This window comes from Xenorhabdus innexi (assembly GCF_002632485.1).
Taxonomy (GTDB): domain Bacteria; phylum Pseudomonadota; class Gammaproteobacteria; order Enterobacterales; family Enterobacteriaceae; genus Xenorhabdus; species Xenorhabdus innexi.
The window spans coordinates 1-17,922 of the sequence record NZ_NIBU01000066.1; the positions used below are offsets into that span (position 1 = coordinate 1).

17 protein-coding genes and 1 pseudogene are annotated in these 17,922 nt (G+C 39.3%); 1 reads left to right on the forward strand and 17 read right to left on the reverse strand.

What is annotated here, in order from left to right:
• A pseudogene (locus Xinn_RS17230) lies at positions 1-94 on the forward strand (IS5/IS1182 family transposase); the annotation flags it as partial.
• Positions 95-227: 133 nt separating this feature from the next.
• Here Xinn_RS17230 and Xinn_RS17235 read toward each other — a convergent pair.
• The 17 genes from Xinn_RS17235 to Xinn_RS17320 form a co-directional block, all read right to left on the reverse strand.
• A complete protein-coding gene (locus tag Xinn_RS17235; protein ID WP_086955213.1) occupies positions 228-1,364 on the reverse strand; it encodes an SGNH/GDSL hydrolase family protein in 1,137 nt (378 codons plus the stop codon).
• Positions 1,351-2,772 carry an MBOAT family O-acyltransferase gene (locus tag Xinn_RS17240; RefSeq protein WP_086956561.1) on the reverse strand — a complete coding sequence of 474 codons (1,422 nt, stop codon included), beginning with the start codon at positions 2,770-2,772 and terminating at the stop codon, positions 1,351-1,353. Before Xinn_RS17240 ends, Xinn_RS17235 begins: the two co-directional genes overlap by 14 nt.
• Before the next feature lie 248 nt (positions 2,773-3,020).
• Positions 3,021-3,794 (reverse strand): protein bax, encoded by a 774-nt coding sequence (locus Xinn_RS17245; RefSeq protein WP_086955212.1) that lies wholly within the window; start codon positions 3,792-3,794, stop codon positions 3,021-3,023.
• A gap of 640 nt (positions 3,795-4,434) precedes the next feature.
• Positions 4,435-4,764: a DUF3761 domain-containing protein gene (locus Xinn_RS17250; protein ID WP_086955211.1), complete on the reverse strand. Its 330-nt coding sequence runs from the start codon at positions 4,762-4,764 to the stop codon at positions 4,435-4,437.
• 438 nt (positions 4,765-5,202) lie between these two features.
• Entirely contained in the window at positions 5,203-6,603 is a 1,401-nt protein-coding gene (locus Xinn_RS17255) for an RtcB family protein (RefSeq protein WP_086955210.1), read from the reverse strand.
• Positions 6,604-6,778: 175 nt separating this feature from the next.
• Complete coding sequence (locus tag Xinn_RS23195) at positions 6,779-6,904, reverse strand: AbrB/MazE/SpoVT family DNA-binding domain-containing protein (RefSeq protein WP_280176150.1); 126 nt, start codon at positions 6,902-6,904, stop codon at positions 6,779-6,781.
• Positions 6,905-7,048: 144 nt separating this feature from the next.
• Entirely contained in the window at positions 7,049-8,101 is a 1,053-nt protein-coding gene (gene potD, locus Xinn_RS17260) for a spermidine/putrescine ABC transporter substrate-binding protein PotD (RefSeq protein WP_086955209.1), read from the reverse strand.
• 440 nt (positions 8,102-8,541) lie between these two features.
• Complete coding sequence (potC, locus tag Xinn_RS17270; protein WP_086955208.1) at positions 8,542-9,321, reverse strand: spermidine/putrescine ABC transporter permease PotC; 780 nt, start codon at positions 9,319-9,321, stop codon at positions 8,542-8,544.
• The gene (gene potB, locus Xinn_RS17275; RefSeq protein WP_086955207.1) at positions 9,318-10,178 is read right to left on the reverse strand and encodes a spermidine/putrescine ABC transporter permease PotB; all 861 of its coding nucleotides are present in this window, start codon (positions 10,176-10,178) and stop codon (positions 9,318-9,320) included. The genes potC and potB overlap by 4 nt, the downstream gene beginning before the upstream one ends.
• Positions 10,162-11,277 (reverse strand): spermidine/putrescine ABC transporter ATP-binding protein PotA, encoded by a 1,116-nt coding sequence (potA, locus tag Xinn_RS17280; protein WP_086955206.1) that lies wholly within the window; start codon positions 11,275-11,277, stop codon positions 10,162-10,164. Before potA ends, potB begins: the two co-directional genes overlap by 17 nt.
• A gap of 553 nt (positions 11,278-11,830) precedes the next feature.
• The gene (locus Xinn_RS17285) at positions 11,831-12,325 is read right to left on the reverse strand and encodes a GNAT family N-acetyltransferase (RefSeq protein ID WP_244590239.1); all 495 of its coding nucleotides are present in this window, start codon (positions 12,323-12,325) and stop codon (positions 11,831-11,833) included.
• On the reverse strand, positions 12,309-12,536 hold the full coding sequence (locus Xinn_RS17290; RefSeq protein ID WP_244590240.1) for a type II toxin-antitoxin system TacA family antitoxin: 228 nt from the start codon (positions 12,534-12,536) through the stop codon (positions 12,309-12,311). The genes Xinn_RS17285 and Xinn_RS17290 overlap by 17 nt, the downstream gene beginning before the upstream one ends.
• Positions 12,537-13,073: 537 nt before the next feature.
• Positions 13,074-14,333 (reverse strand): dicarboxylate/amino acid:cation symporter, encoded by a 1,260-nt coding sequence (locus Xinn_RS17295; RefSeq protein ID WP_086955205.1) that lies wholly within the window; start codon positions 14,331-14,333, stop codon positions 13,074-13,076.
• Positions 14,334-14,561: 228 nt separating this feature from the next.
• The gene (locus Xinn_RS17300) at positions 14,562-15,257 is read right to left on the reverse strand and encodes a hypothetical protein (protein WP_086955204.1); all 696 of its coding nucleotides are present in this window, start codon (positions 15,255-15,257) and stop codon (positions 14,562-14,564) included.
• Between the two features lie 118 nt (positions 15,258-15,375).
• Positions 15,376-15,900, reverse strand: coding sequence for a P-loop NTPase family protein (locus tag Xinn_RS17305; protein WP_086955203.1), 525 nt, complete (start codon positions 15,898-15,900; stop codon positions 15,376-15,378).
• A 169-nt stretch (positions 15,901-16,069) separates the two neighbouring features.
• Positions 16,070-16,183 (reverse strand): helix-turn-helix domain-containing protein, encoded by a 114-nt coding sequence (locus tag Xinn_RS23535; RefSeq protein WP_211286026.1) that lies wholly within the window; start codon positions 16,181-16,183, stop codon positions 16,070-16,072.
• 513 nt (positions 16,184-16,696) lie between these two features.
• The gene (locus Xinn_RS17320) at positions 16,697-17,230 is read right to left on the reverse strand and encodes a hypothetical protein (protein ID WP_086955201.1); all 534 of its coding nucleotides are present in this window, start codon (positions 17,228-17,230) and stop codon (positions 16,697-16,699) included.
• Positions 17,231-17,922 lie beyond the last annotated feature (692 nt).

Here is a 17,922-nt window from a genome sequence, read left to right on the forward strand (position 1 = left end):
GTGGAAGAACTGCGAGGGAGATTTGAATACCAGTCTCCAGTTCGTCAATCTGGCATTCCTTGTCTTACTGCTGCGCAGAAAAAATACTGAATAGCCTCTGATAATTTATCTGCGTTACCTGAGATTCAGGTAAAGGAACAGATTTTTTCTCATGGCATGAAAATAACCCCATGGAGAGCACAATGATTAAACCTGCACCCATTAGCCGATAAAATTTATGGAACTGTCTAAATGGCTGCATTTTCCTCAACTGGCTCCTGAATAATGGTGATCAATGAAAAGATAGCGTCCGCAATGGCTTTTTGTCCGCTCAAACTAAAGTGAATACCATCACCACTTCTGAGTTTGATTGCACTGCTGCCATCGCCAATATAGTCTGAGTAACTTTCTGACTGATATTTGAAAATATCATTGACGGAGATATAGATCTCACCCATTTTTGCCACTTCTGCCTGATACAACGTATTAAGGTAAGCCATACTGCCGGAAAGCTTTTTCTGACGCATATTAGGCGGGCCAATCCAGATAACAGCCACATTATGCTCACGGGCATCGTTAAGAATCATTTCGATCCTCTGGCGATAAATACTTTCCCAGCTTTCACTCGCAAATTTCAGGTAACTTTCTCCGGGATTTGCCGGAATCCCCCACGGATCATTCGGGCCTAAAAATATAACTACCAATTTGATATCAGAATCCTGATTTAACGCATCATGGATCGTTTTCGGCCAGTCAAAGAAACCAGAATAAGTCAGCCCGGTATTCTGTCGGCTCAAATTAATGCCGGAAACACCATATTCCTGATAAAGACGGCGCTTCAGATGCGGTGCAACCCCCTGCATCATCGAGTCTCCTGCAAACAGCACCTTATCTTTGCTCCCTAATCTGACCTCCGTTTTCTGAATAACCTCAACCGGACGACTGTTCTTTTGATTATTGGCCAATAAAGGTGATAACGGGATTTTAATATCTCTCCTTAATAGATCAGGAAACTTTAAATAACGCGCTTCTACCGGATAGATATAACCCTGCAAAAAATTTAGCCCAACCTGAAATTCAGGCCGTAATGCGGAGGAAACTCTGCCATCATCAGTGGGTTGCCGTAACTTCTCCTGATGATCGCCCCTTGCATACGCCATAAATGACTCACCCGCAACAATGGCTCCCTGTTGTACATTATTTCCCAAATCCCATAACGGCTCACCTTGCAGGGCTGTCCACGGGCTATTACGGTGATATTTCTGCTGCCAGAAATTATCCAGTGAGTTTTGATTCAGCCAGATTAACAGTAACGTAGTCACAAAAACGATGAAAATGACCTGCCCGGCGTTTTTAAGCGTAGCGGTAAATTCAGAAGTTAGCATAGATAAACCCAGGCATTCCGGAAGGTGACAACATAAATACCAATGTAAGGATCAGTGCCAGTGGCACTGGATAATAGAACCATGAAATATGCAGGGTATTCCTTTCAATTGAATTTCTGATCTTCACCAGTAATGGATAGGCAATAAATAACCCCCAGAAGACGGACAACAAAGCACAACTGGAAAGCAAAGAGGCAAAGATATCACCGGAACAGAGTTGTTTCAGCAGAACTAAAGCATCACTCAGTGTTGGGCTTCGGAAAAATACCCATACCAGACAAACAAAATGGAACGTTATTACACGGGATAAAAAGAACGAAACAGGGTTTTTAACCCGCGTTTTATGGCGATTTCCTGATGAAGAGAACAAAACACTCTTTATATTATGGAAGATTAGCCCCAGACCATGAATGGCACCCCAAAGAATAAAATTTACTCCCGCACCATGCCACAGGCCGGAAATAACCATCGCAGCAAACACATTAAAATTTTTGCGGATAGCCCCCTTTTTATTTCCCCCCAGAGGGATATAAACATAGTCACGAATAAAGGTGGACAGACTGATATGCCAGCGATGCCAAAACACCTGTAGATTCTCAGCAAGATACGGCGCATTAAAATTCTGCGGTACTCTGAAACCCAACAATAATGCTATACCTGTTACCAAATCGGTATAGCCGGAAAAGTTGAAATAGATATTCCATGCATAGGCATAAATAGCGACCAAAACCTGACCTGCGTGATAACCAGCCGGATCGTCAAATACCGGATTAACAAAGTTTTCAGTCAGTGTTGAACTCAGCAGAAAGAGTTTTCCAACAGCCAATGCAATCAAAAACAGGGCTTTCAGAGGCTCCAGCATGATTCTGGATGATGCCTGAATCTGTGGCAGAAAATCTTTGGCTCGATTGATCGGCCCTGCGACAAGGCTTGGAAAAAAGCAAAGATATAAAATGACATCAGGTAATGAAGCCGGAGGGAGTTCTTTTTTACAAACAGAAACGACATAACTGACTGAGTGGAAAACATAAAATGACAATCCCAGCGGTAATAACAGTTCGAGAACAGGCAGTTCTACATTAATGCCTATATTACTTAATGTCTGCTGTATTGCCTCCTGAAAGAAAGAATAGTATTTAAATGCAGTAAAACAGCCAAGAATACCCAATGTCAGCAAAGTGAATATAATTTTATGAGATAAATACCGACTGAGAATATTGGCTAAAAAGTAAATAAACAATGTATAGATGAATAGAACATAAACAAAATTTTCTACAAAAGAAAATATAAATAAATAACTAACTAAAATTAACAATCCATTTTGTAGTCTGGGGGCTTTCTGTAACAGCCAGTAAACAAAGAGCAGAGTAACAAATGCTCCAAGAAACTCAAAAGAAAAGAAGTTCATATCAGGCTCTAACTAACCATTTATCATTGTAGGAAAAACGCCATTCCGATCCTCTCTATGTTATGGAATTTGTTTCTATTTACAATAGATAATATACCAATTGCCTTTTTATTATCTGCATACCGTTTCCGCTGGAATGTACTCCCGAATCAATTCATTGAAAATGTCATAATAAAAAATAATCCGCAGCGAAATTAATCCGATGCGGATTATTTGATAAATGACCATATTACTTGCCTTTATTGGTGCTAACTATCGTATTCCAGTACCTGTGAAATCAATTCCTTATTACCGTTAAATACCTTATGTAAATAACGGTTATAGACAGCCCCTAATTCTGAATAACCATGCAAGTTATCAATAAGTTTGCTGGTATTCAGCGGTATCTGATCCGTTCGTTGCTTGGCCCGTGAGATACGCAGTGACTCATAAGCACGGTGCGTATTCATATTTTTCATATAGGCAATGACTGAGTCTTCAACCGAATCATAGACAGAATAGCCTTTGATTTTCCCTTTGGTACGGCCACATGAGCTACAGCGCATTCCAAACAAGTTATTGTTTTTCTGCGCAAGTTCTGATGTTCCCCAGCCAGACTCTGCCGCCGCCTGAGTAGCAACAAAATGGGTTGGAATAATATCAACTCTGCTAAGTAACTTTTTCCAATCAGTATGTTGTGGTGAAGAACAAGTCATTTTGTAATCGGAACAGATCCCTTTCAATCTTCTGATATCCTGTGCAGACCATCGAGAAATATGACGGTGTGACAGAACCCATGTACGGTCTCGCATAATCTGTTTATTATGCTTATCAATTACAGGGACAACAATGTTCAAAAACGCTTTCTTTCTGGGCACACCAGAAGGATATTTTCGCAAATTAGGCAAATGATGTTTAATGCCACTGTGAGAATACTCTTCCATTTTTGAGCTATTTTTTGAAGCACTGCTCAAACCAGTAAAGATTAAAGAGAGAAAGAAAGCGAAGACCGCAGTTGTCCTCATCATCATTTGAGAGGGCATTTGCTTCTCCTCGTTTTATTACTCTGTGTGAAAAACACACGAATATTAACAAAGCAATTAATCTATAGCCATCTGTATTCGTGATTCTCACACGCTATTTACGTAACGAATATTAGCACGTTACTGATAATAATCTATATTTTTCACTTAACATAGTAAATAAGTGTAATCATTATTGGAGTTTTATCCTGAAACAACACTTATTTATCCGGCTATTTAAAGCATAAAAAAGGAAATCTACAATCAAGAAATACTTATTAACCTATTTATTTTCAAATAAAAAGCAACCTTCAGATATGCTTACGCCTTTAATGAAACATTAGGTAAACTACATAAATTATCAGATATCATTTTATCTATTCCTAATTATCTATTTTTATGGTCAGTTATATTTCAATGGTTGAGTTAAATAAATAACAAGGCCATATTGAATCAATTGATTTAATATATCCCTTATTGATTTCTTTCTTCTTATAATGAAATACATCATTTAAATAAAAAACAGACTACTAATATTGGTAATAGTATTACTATCTATGAAAGTGAATATATTCATTTAGGCAATTTAAAACGATATCACCAGAAAATAATTAGGGAGCCTAAGCTCCCTAACCGGATATGATAAAAAATCAACAGAAAACTACAACCATTTAGCAACCCCGCCATGGCGAGAGCATGCACCTTTACGTGATTTGCTCTTACTATATGTTCCATCTTTACAAAGCGCGGTCTTCACCGCTTTTGTGGGAGTCGCTTTCCTTTTCTTGGCTTTTGTCGATTTCTTACTGTCTTTTTGCACTTTCTGCATTTTCTTTTCTAATGAACCGATTTTATTTTTTACCGGTTTTATACTTTTTTCCACAGGTGTGACAGGTTTAGAAACTGGTTCTGTTGGTACTGCGGGCGCTGCAAGTGTTGCACTTGAAAACAACACCAGTAATGCCGCAACTGATAACTTCAAGTTCTTCATATATAAACCCTCTGGTTAGAAGTACTTTAACCCGAAATCAACTCTTGCAGTTTGGAGTATAGCTTTGAATGATGCGATTACAAATTTAACATAAATAATGGTTATGACTTAATAGACTATGAAAACATTTACTCAACGTAATGCAAAAATAAAAGCACCAGTTGAATTATCTACTAATAGCCCGTTTACTTTTGGTTGAGTAAACAAATGCGGTTAATACATTAATTCATAAAAATAAATTTTTATTTTTAATCCACAAGAATCTAATTAAGTCATTTATTTCATTAAAACAATAAAAAAATAAAATAACTATGCACTCACAATTTCATATGGAATTTATCATTCAATAAATTATTAAAAATCATAATTAATTAAACTTTATCTTAAAAAAATGATAATTAAGGCTGGTCAAAACCAGCCTTAAAATATTCAAAAATATTAGGCTTTAAACGTAATCCACGGTCTGACTCTTGCCACTGATTGAATCAGCCCGGCTTTTTCCTGCACTTCAATAACAGGAGTAATCGGTTTATAAGCAGAAGGGGCTTCTTCCCTTAAACGCTCACTTTTCAGAGTAATACACTGCCACGGCAAACCATGATTTTTTTGTGGCTTAAACACCTTACTGCGCATTTCCTGACGACGCACTGAACGACCTGCACCATGAGAACACGACCACAACCAATCTGAATGACCTTTTCCCATCACCAGATAAGAGTAATCTCCCATTGAACCCGGAATTAGTGCCAACTCTCCTGCTCGTGCTGGTGTTGCACCTTTACGATGGAGATTCATTCCCTGCTCAGGGAAAATAATATTATGCGAGAGATCAACAAGCAGACGGCTTTTATCCTGCTCAAATATCTTTTGTAATTCCGAACGCACTAACTCAGTCAGGACAATGCGATTAGCCCACGCATAACGTGCAGCAACCCCCATTGCCGATAAATATTCCTGAGCATGCTCTGCCGTCAGAGCAAACAGACCGGAAGCCGGATATTTTTCTGTCGCAGGCCAAAGCGTTCTTGCCTTATCAGCCCACTGCTGACCAACATAGAACCCGACATCCCGTGAACCAGTGTGGATCATTATCAATATTTCGCCTTCGCGCAGACCGGCAGTATAAGCAGCATGTCTGTCGAAAATAGTGTCAACGATCTGCAACTCAACAAAATGATTACCGGAACCGACAGTTCCCAGGCTCGCTGGCCGGATGATTTCCCGCTGTTCAAAAAATGCTTCTGGGGCATATCGGCTATGAGCTTTTACAGCATGTGTACTCAATACCGCACTTAATTCAGCTTGCATTCGACTGAAATCAGCCTGCTGCCAAATTCCCTGCAGAGGTAATTCCTGTAACCATGCCGCCAGACCTTCATCAAATAGGGCATTAAATGATTTCGGAGTAACAGGTACGTTACGCTGATCAAATAATAAAACGTTTTTGAGCTGCTGAATCAAAGCTTCTTTCTGCGTTTCAGCTTCTTCATAACTTATTCCCGTGGTCAGTAAGCGCATACCACAATTAATATCAGTACCAATTGCCGCCGGAATCACCATATCTTCTGTCGTTGCCACAACACTGCCAACGGGGGCTGTCGAGCCAGGATGAAAATCTGGTGTAGCCCGCGCTCGACAAACCTTAGCATCACTACCGGGAACCCTCACCGCAGCAAGATCAAGCAATTGTTTGACTGCTTTTTCTTCCAATGGCAAAGATTCAGGTAACAGAATTTCAGCTTCAATCTGGTTTCTGCTGATACGATAAATATTGTTTTCGTAATGAGTTTCAATTCCCTGACGGGATAGACGTTTTTGTAAACGATTAAATGTAGACATGTAAGCTACCTAGAAAAACATAAAATCGCTTCTTCCTTTTTAGGGGGAAGAAGTATTGTTTTTCCTGCAGCAGCATAATTCAGGAAGATTTAGCGGAGACGATTTTAACTACGAGGATTTAGGTTGTAAAGAAAATACTTATTGAACTGATTTTCATCTCGTTAAAAATAGCTCATTAACTCTCGTCTCTGGTTTGCTCATTTGGCTGATCCCTGTCAGCCATAAAATCAGACGTAGTATCTTCATCATCAAACCAGCTATCCCAACCTACTTTATCCTGACGTTCGCATTTAAAGAACATTCCAAATCTCCTTCATAAACAAAAAGGTTATTACCCATCGAAAAGTTTCATTATCTGGTATCGCAATCAGGTCTTTCAACAGTAATTCTCAAGTATTAAAAAAGGGAGCCTGATGCTCCCTTCTCATTTCAATTCAATACTGAATCATTGACCCGCTTTCAGTTTCTGGAAATAGTCTTCATAAAGGACATTGGCATTACCAACATCACTCTGCCATTCCCCTTTCTGGATAGTAGCTTCATCAGGATACAGTGACTTATCCCCTGATACAGAAGCTGGCAACAGTTTTTTCGCCGCCAGATTTGGTGTCGGATAACCGATGGTTTCTGCAACTTGTGCCGCAATCTCTGGACGCAATAAGAAGTCAATCAGCTTCATCGCTCCTTCGACATTTTTGGCATTTGCCGGAATAGCCAAGCTATCCATCCAGAATATTCCGCCTTCTTTCGGCCAGATAATATCAACAGGTGTTCCCGCCTGACGAGCAACATAGGCAGAGCCAGGCCACATCATGCCGACATCAACTTCACCTTCCATAAATGGGTTAGCAGGGTTATCCGAGTTGAACGCCAGCACATTTGGCATCAGCTTTCTCAGCTCCTGATAACCGGCTTCAATCTCTTTAGGGTCGGTCGTATTACCGGAATATCCCAGCTTCAGCAAGGCCATTTGGAAGACTTCGCGGGCATCATCCGTTAATACCAGACTGTTTTTATACTCAGGCTTCCAGAAATCAGCCCAAGCAGTAATCGTTTTTGGATCGATATTATCGCTGTTAACGCCAATAGCCGTCGCACCCCAAATATAAGGGATGGAATATTCGTTTTTCGGGTCAAACGACTTATGCAGCAGATTAGGATCAAGATTATGGAAATTCTTGAGCTTGCTGGTGTCGATTTTTTGCAGCATCCCTTCTTTACTCATTTTGGAGACAAAGTAAGTAGATGGAACAACTAAATCATAAGCGCCGTCTTTATAGGTTTTCAGCTTGGTGTACATGCTCTCATTGGATTCATAAGTAGAATAAATTACCTTGATTCCGGTTTCTTTAGTGAACTGGTTGAGCAGACCAGGTGGAACGTATTCAGTCCAGTTGTAAAAATAGAGTGTCTTACCATCATTGGCGTCGGCAGCATTTACCGAACCAATGCTTAATGCCATCATCCCGGCGGCTAACAGACAGAACCACTTTTTCATGCTGTTTTTCACGCATTTTTTCATATAGTGTTTCCCCGCAGTTGGTGCGTTCTTATCGCAATATTCCCGTATATAGCAGGTTCGCATGAACCTACCCCAAAAAGGCGGCTATTATAAGAGCGTCATTTCATGGGGTAAAGCCACTTGTTATTTTATAGGTTAATGGATTGTACAAGTATTACGATTAGGTTGTACAATACGATGAAATGTATATAAAACACACAAATCATCAGGGGGGAATTGTGGACACATTCACTATTTCGCATGCTCGTGAGGAGCTGGATGCAGAATTTGCAGATATAGTGAGTTTATTTGATAAATCAAACAAAGAATTAACTAATAGATGAGCAATTATGAGTCGAGAATTTTGCTAAGATTTCAAATAGAACCCCAATTCATAAAAAGCGCGGCTCAATTTTGCCGCGCTTAATAAATAATTACTAAGACTTACCCGTACGGTCACGCATCACAAATTGGCTAATCAGCACCAATACCAGTGACAGAGCCAGCAAAATCGCCGCTAGTGCGTTTACTTCCGGTGAAATACCGACTTTTACCATTGAATAGATCTTAAGTGGCAGGATCTCATAGCTCGGCCCTGTCACAAATGAAGATACAACAACATCATCCATTGACAGAGTAAAACTCAATAACCATCCCGCCATCACTGCTGGCATCGCCAGTGGCAGAATAATCTTACGCAGGATCGTTAATTCACTTGCTCCCAAATCACGGGCAGCTTCCAGCATTTTGACATCAAAATCTTTCAGACGGGAGTAAACCGTCACTACCACAAAAGGTAAGCAAAAAGTGATGTGAGAAAACAACAGTGACCAGAAGCCCAGAGAAACGCCCAGCAACATAAACAGTACCAACAGTGAAATCGCCATGACAATATCCGGCGACATCATCACCACAAACAGCATACCACTGACAAATTTTTTGCCGCGAAACGAATAACGATAGAGAGCAACCGCCGTCAATGAACCAATCAGTGTGGCGAATGTCGCAGAGAAAACCGCCATTGTCAGGGAGTGCCCGGCTGCTTGCAGCAGGCTGTCATTATTGAATAACAGACTGTACCATTCTGTCGTAAAACCCTGCCAGCTAATGCCAAAGCGTGACTTGTTAAACGAACTTACCAACAGAATGATAATCGGGATATACAGATAAGCGTAAACGATGGACATGAAGCCACCGCGCAACAAGCGTCCGATCATTCCAGCTCCACCTTCTTGTTCAGCAGCTTCGCCGCACGATAGTAGACCCACAACATGATGCCCATTACCAGAGTCAGACAAATACTGGTTGCCGCACCAAACGGCCAGTCGCGAATATTGAGGAACTGACTTTTTATCACGTTACCAATCAGTAGGTTTTTCGCACCACCCATCAAATCAGACACATAGAACAGCCCCATGGCAGGTAGCAGAACTAAAAGACAGCCAGCAATAATACCCGGCATTGTCAGGGGGACGATGATACGAATAAAAGTCTGTAACTTCCCTGCTCCCAAATCGCGCGCGGCTTCCAGACAGGGCTTATCCAGCTTCTCAATACTTGAATAGAGTGGCATCACCATAAATGGCAGCAAAATATAGACCAGCCCTAAAACCACGGCTTCCGGCGTATACATCAGGCGCAGAGGCTTATCAATAATGCCTGCCCACAACAGAAAATCATTCATATAACCGCGGGTACTGAGGAACATCTTCAGACCATAGATACGAATTAACGAGTTCGTCCAGAATGGCAGAATCAGCATGAACAACATCAACGGACGCAGTTTTTTCGGCATCCGCGCCAGAAAAAAGGCAAACGGATAGCCGATCACCAGACAACACAGCGTTGCAATAACCGCCATATTCAGCGAATGTATCAGCACTTCTGCATACAGTGGATCGAACAGGCGGCTATAGTTGTCCAGAGAAAATACCATCTGTACCAGATTGGCATCATCACGCGTCAGAAAGCTGGTGCCGATAATCATCAGATTCGGCAGAAAGACAAACAGCATCAGCCAGAATACGATGCCTGTAATGATGATGTTCTGGAATGGCTTACGCGACTTCTTCATCGACCAGCACAACCTCCCAGCTTTCTACCCAAGTAACTGCGATCTTCTGGTTCAGGGAATGGTCAACATCTGGATCATCTTCGTTAAAGAATTCGCTCACCATCACCATTTTGCCGTTTTCCATTTCGACCACGGAATCCAGCGTCATTCCCTTATAGTTACGTTCGCGAACATAACCAATCAGGCCAGATATCTGCTCACCATTGTTAATCTCTTCTACCCGCAGATCTTCCGGGCGCAGCAGTACCTTCAATGTCTGTCCGGCTGTGACTGACAAATCAGTGAAAATATCACACTCGTGACCTTCTACATCGGCACGTATCCGTTGCTCATCAACACGATGTAATACTTTGGCATCAAAAATATTAATTTCGCCAATAAAGCGGGCAACAAACAGATTTTTAGGTTCTTCGTAGATCTCTCTCGGCGAACCATCCTGTTCGATATGCCCATCGCGCATAACCACAATGCGATCAGACATGACCAGCGCTTCTTCCTGATCATGCGTGACGAAAATAAAAGTAATACCAAGTTTACGCTGGAGCGCTTTCAACTCATTCTGCATCTGCTTACGCAGCTTATAATCGAGCGCCGACAGCGATTCATCCAGCAGAAGAACTTTGGGTTTATTGACAACCGCACGGGCTATCGCCACTCGCTGCTGCTGCCCACCGGAAAGCTGCGCCGGTTTACGTTGAGCAAACTCTTCAAGCTGCACCATACGCAGAGCTTCTTCAACACGCGGAGCAATCTCTTTTTCCGGTGTTTTCTGCATACGCAGCCCAAAGGCAACATTTTCAAATACGGTCATGTGAGGAAACAGGGCATAACTCTGGAAAACCGTATTAACATGACGGTGCTCAGCCGGGATATCAGTAATATCCAGCCCTTCCAATAGAATGTTGCCGCTATCAGCATTTTCCAGCCCGGCGATCAAACGAAGTACTGTGGTTTTGCCACAACCGGATGGCCCGAGAATGGTCAGAAACTCGCCATCATTAATTGTCAGATCGAGCTGTGAAATAACTTGCTTGCCGTCGAAGCCTTTACTTAAGGACTTTAATTCAACGAGTGGTATCAGAGAGGTATTCTCAGTCATTTATGCTATCATCTATCCCTTGGAATAATGCAGATAGAACCGCCACGGGAAAAGACTGTGTCAGCCAGCAGGAAGCAACTCTATCTCCGCTGAAGCTCAAAGCCAGTGGCGCCGGTTGAAATTACGAAGCGCGCATGATAAACGCAGTACGCCGAAATTGAAAGCCGAAATAGTGGCAATATGCCATTTTTTATTAACATTTCGTGGGTGGTAACATCCCCCACTATTTTGCACCTCATTCTTCCAGCTGGAAACAACATTTTGCTGATTATTTTTCAGCCGTTAAATATATTTATTTTTCAATATATTGGAGGATATTGGAAAGGAAATTCACTTCAGTTGTTACCAATCAATTTTTTTTGGGCGGATAATACATTAATATTATTTATTTTCAGGTGGGATTTTTTATAATTGTTTATTTTAACTCAAATTAAATCAGATTAAGATCATTCAACTCCCCAAAACGAGATGAATAATATTCATTATTAAGATAATTGCTAATGTTATTCAGGTAATAGTTTTAGTCAATACAACTACAAAACACTCAAAATTTTCATACAATTTTGGATAGGCAACCACCTTTCGAGAAAAAAATTATTTTCTGGTTCAACTGATAAAAAACCATACTACTGATAGAAAAAAAAATGACTTTAGAATCCATTGGATCAACAAAAAAACCAATCGCTGATACTTGTTGTGAGACTAATATAGTTCTGTAAATAGCATCAATTAATAATTTCTCACCTATTCCTTGACCTTGAAATGAGAGATCCACAGCAAGACGAGCCAATTTTATAGCATTAAGTGGATGAGGATATCTCTTATAATTTCTGTGAGTAGGTGGTGTTATTACAGAATAACCAGTTAATGTGTAATATCCCATAATATCCGTAAGTTCTGAAGCCCGGCAAGCAACATAAGCTTTTGCAATATGACTTATAGCTTTCTGCCAGGCTTGCTGTTGTATAAATTGATTTAATTCATTAGTGCCACAATCAAATGCTCTGCGGTTATTTTGTTGAATAATTTCTTCAATTATCATGGACATTAACTACATCCTTGTAATTCTTCGCAGCCTTAATAAGTTTTTTACTTGCTTTTGGCGGGGTTTCTAAGGCAGAAAATAGTGCATCTGCACCAGCCATTGAGAGCTGTAATGTTTCTGCACGTTCAATGACATTTCGTGCTTTATCCATTGCTACATCAATAAGGAATTGAGATAGGGTTGAGCCTGAATAATCAGCCGCTCTTTGTATCATCTATTGTATTTCCATAGCTGTTCTAGCAACCAAACGAGTTTCTTTACGTTCTGAGTAAGTAGACATTACTCCACCTTTACTGGTCAATAAACAAGCTTCATACCATTGTGACACAGAAAATCAATTTACACAAAATCGTATGCCACTATGGCATACAAAAAACCAGTTAAATAATGCATTGATTATCATATAAATTAGGAAAATATTTGATTATCATTAGCATAAATCAGCATATAATCCTAACTATAGATATCATATCTGTTCCACCTAAGATAAAAAATAGTTAAACCACTTACTGGTCTTCATAGTAAATGTTTCAACACCAAAACTTTAAATAAAAACAAGCATTATTTAATAGTAATTCCGATCATAAATATATTTTCCGTATTGTCAGATATATCAGGAAATGAAAGACACTGGAATAATTTTTCTTCCGAACGACTTTGGCAATATATGAAAAAATATGGACAGTAACCTGACCACCAATTTGTCATGAATCACTTGCTGTAATCACAGAATTGAATATATTTTCGTCTTTCATACATCTTCTTTTCTGGCTGCACTACCTCGTTTTTCCTCCATTTTAGCAATAACTGCCGTAGCAATGCTGTTACCTACCACATTGGTGGCTGTACGTCCCATGTCGAGGAGTTGGTCAATTGCGAGGATCAGTAATATACCTGCTTCAGGTAGATTGAACATTGGGAGAGTTGCGGCAATAACTACAACAGAAGCGCGAGCTACACCAGCTATGCCTTTACTGGTGACCATCAGCGTCAACATAATCAGGATCTGTTCGGTGATACTCAAATCAATATTGTAAGCCTGAGCAATAAAGAGAATGGCAAAGGATTGGTACATCATTGAGCCATCAAGGTTAAATGAGTAACCCAATGGCAAAACGAAACTGGAGATTTTTTTCGGTACGCCAAAGCTACTCAGTGCACTCATGGTCTTTGGATAGGCCGATTCACTACTCGCGGTGGCAAAAGCCAGTATGATAGGCTCTCTGATAAACTTCATCAGTGAAAAGATATCTTTGCCGAGGAAAAGAAAACCGACAGCCAATAAAACACACCAAAGTAAAAGTAACCCAAGATAAAAGAGACCAATTAATTTTCCATACTCATAAAGCAATCCCATTCCTTCCACCGTAATCGCAGAGGCAATAGCAGCAAATACCACAATTGGAGCCAAAGCCATAACATAGTCTGTGATGCGGAACATAATGCGAGCCAGATCTTCAATAATGGTTACAATAGGGCTTGATTTTTGGCTATTCCGGCAAATATATGACAATGCTGAACCAAAAAAGATAGAAAAAATAAGGATCTGTAAGATTTCATTATTTGCCATTGCTTCCACAAAACTGCTGGGAAATATATGACTGATAAAGTTTTTCAGGGAAAATCCAGTGGTATTTAAGCCGGTATTAATACTTTCATGCTGTGGGATTATAATATTCAGCCCGACTCCCGGCTCAAATAGATTAACGATCAGAGTACCAATGCTAATCGAAATCAACCCAGCGACAATAAACCATATCATTGCTTTAATAGTAAGCCGACCAATGGATGCTGACCCGCCAATGGCTATTAACCCGGCGACAATCGTGGAAAATATAAGCGGGCCGATAATCATTTTTATCAGGCGCAGAAACACATCAGTAATAATACTGATATATGAGGCAACTTCTTTTGCCTGACTGGCATCAAGATAATGATTGAATCCCCAGCCCGTTATCACGCCAAGCAGAATAGCGACAACGATTTGCTGCATCAGTTTTTGCTTGTTCATGCTGCTCCCAATCAAATATCAAAGCGGCAATTGATATATTAAATTACATGATTATTGTCTTTTTTATTTAAATATATTATGAACATAGTTTAAATAAATCTCACCACAACTCTAAAGCAAACAGATAAAAGGATTGATATATCTTAATTTTCAGCTAGATGAGAAGATAAAATTCATGGTTTTGTTATATATCGCAAAAATAACACATCCAAAATAACATTAATTATGCTAACGTAATGCGTCTGAAAAATATGAATTTTTTTCATTAAAAAAATCAGGCTTAACTATTAAAATGATTCTAACTCTAGTGGGTCGATTATTGGTAATGTACATAAGATTTAAACGACCTTCAATACCTTGAGCTGTAAAATATTTTTTATCAACTAGTTGCCCGCCGGTGTTAGGATCAAATATGAATAATTTTGAATTATCCCAAACAAGAAGCCCGACATGATTTGGTTTTAATTCCTGATGATCCTTCATATAATTTTTCATTTCATTTCGCTGGTGAAAAAAAATCCCACCTGCATGAACCGTTGATGGTATATTCTCTGCTCTAGAGAATGCCTTCATATATATGATACCATACCCTTTTTCACTAAAATTTCTTAACGTAAACCCTATTGGCTTAAGATGACCATAGTTTTTCTGTAATTGACTAATTTTACTCCCCAACTTACTGATGTTTTCTATTATTGTTGGCATTCCCGTTATTCTATTTTTTGTCAGATTAAACATTTTCACGTACATTTCAGTTAACTCAAATGCTTTATCCGGTGTAATGTTGTCGCCTTCACTTTCATATAAATTTGCTAAGATATAAAAGATAATCCCCTGACACCGACCAACTCGGCTGCCATCCGAAGAATAAAATTCATCGCCATACCATAAATTAGACTGTCTGAAGCTGAAAGTTTTATACATAACAATACCTTATTTTAGTTCAAATGCTAACATCGACAGCTAATGACTATATAACTCTAACAAAATATTTCACAGTAAAAATTCACACTACGCAAGAGAACCCAAATGTAAGTCACTATCAGGTCAGCCCCCACTGATTAAATTGTTTCTTCATTTCCTGAATAGAAACCAGCTTTATCTTGGGTATGGTCAACTCCTTAAACATTGCTGCATAGCGTTTTCTGCTTTTGGGGGTGACAACAGTGATGTGATGAAGCATTTGCCATTTTATGGAGTCTTGATTACCTTCCAATGCACCGTAGCGTTTTCGCTGGAATAATGTCCTGTTTATATAACGAAGCAAACTTGATGGCGTTGAGATATCTAATAAAATAATTCCTGTCGCTCTGGATAAGCGTTGTGGCAGACATCTTGTGTAGTTTCCATCAATAACCCAACTCTCTTCTTTGATTGCCATATCATGCAACGAGATAAATTCATCAACAGAGCGTTCCTGCCAATCCGTATTGGGTAAATGAAAAAGTTGATCCAAATGAGTGACTTTTAAATTACATTTTGTGGAGATTAAGTTCGCAAGTGTAGATTTACCACTATTCGAAGGCCCCATAATGCAGATTCTATTTCCTAAATCTGAAAGTTGCATAGTATTCTCCAATAATCATAGAGCCGCGTATATTATACGGATAAGATTAAAAATCCCACATATTTTCAATAGGGGAGATAGGTATTAAATTACTGAGGAAAAATATCACAGCTGTTCAGAAATGATTTATCTTATGACTGATATTTCATAGTGCCATATTTTTAAAATACTACTTATATTTTTTATACTCAGCAGGAGTCGCTGCGACTAATCTTTTAAAGTTCCGATGAAAGTGACTTTGATCATTAAACCCTAACTCAGTTGCTACAGACGCTATCTTCATTCCCTGCTAATCGGTTACTTCTCAAGAGCCAAAAGTTATTTTTACTAAAGATCATCTCATAACTCCTTTAAATTGAATTCACATTCACGATATCCCTTTCTAGATGTTGAATATTGTACAAAATTATTGTTTATAGATACTCAGGAAAAATCAGATGATCGAAAGAATATGCCTCAATGATAACCGCTATGATAATTAACTAATGAACGAATATTCCAGAGATTGGAAAATTATGGGGTTTCACCAAAAAAATATCAGGATATTCATGATGCGATACGGAATATCACCGTTGAATGCGAAAAGTAATGATAAGAGAGAAGAGGCGAGGAGCTGTAATGGGATGATCTCCCACAGGAAAATATCTGGTGAAGCTTTTTCACATGTATTATCGGGATTGAGTTTCAAGCAGGATGTATTGGAAGCTTAGATAAATCAGCTTCCAAAAATTTCAATTTAATCAGTATGGGTATGTAACATCACTGGTTACATACCATGAACAACAAAATCATATGTTCACTCTACATCTTCTAAGTGCTTAACCTCAAAACCTACACCACCGAATATTATAGCGGCCCGAATTTGCCCTCTTAATCGAAAATCGACCACCCAATTCCCATCCTCCTGCCAAATATACATTTTCTGGCTGACTTCATGCTGTGTTGATTCGGAATTAAACCGTCCTTTCTGGCTAACATTAATTTTAACCGGACAGCGCAATTTCGTTGCTTCAGCTTGAGATGGCTCACAATATCCCACTTTTTCTACTGATTCGAAAACAAGCTGTCCTGATTGATTATTCAGTTTACGATCAGATTTATCCCACTCATTAAAGTGGGTTTTAATAGCACTATGTATCTGACTTTCAGAAGGACCGTTCTCGTTATCATAGAGAGGAGATTTGGGTTTAGTGTTGGTGTTTATAGCTGTATTGGCGTTGGTATATATATTAGTACTGGTGATGTTATTTGTATCAATGCTGGCGTTATCACAACCCGCTAACACAAGACATAACAATGTAACCAGACTGAACACGTTAATAGCTTTCATGCTGAACTCTTCCCTTAAAATGATTTAAATATTTTTAACCTAAACATTGCACCATGATTATAATGATTTATTTATTCCTCAATGGAGGAAATAACCGGAGCTCGTTTATATTTTAAGAGATTATATATAAATTCAGGAGTTACCTTACCTATATATTAATATTTCATTATATGATAATTTAGGATGGGTATATTTTCCAAACCACAAGAACAACTAAGCTTTAATTACATATTTTGAGAAACTAACTTTTTAAATTGTGATAGTGTAGCGACTCCTATCAGAGACTCTACCGGTTTTCCGTCTTTATAAATTAATGTCGTTGGAATACTCCTGACACCACATTGCATTGCGATAGGGAATAAAACCAGTACCTCAGGGTACTAGCATACTTTGATTAACATTCACTTTGGTGCGGTAAGCATCACACTAGATGGCTTTTTTTAAGCTTATTTCTTTGGGCTTCGCTGTCTCGATTTGTCGGGCGTTTAGTTTCATTTTGGGGGCACATTTAAAATCGAAGTGTAGGTGCCCCTCATAGACAGGATCTTAAGAATTAAGCCTTTCAAAACACGCATCCAATGTTTTGTTTTTACATGATTTTCTTTGTGGTGTTTTGAACGCGTTCTGGCATAAATATTCTTGTGCTTTTTCCAGCCAAAAATACGTTTCCGACCACGCCTTTTGGAGCAGGT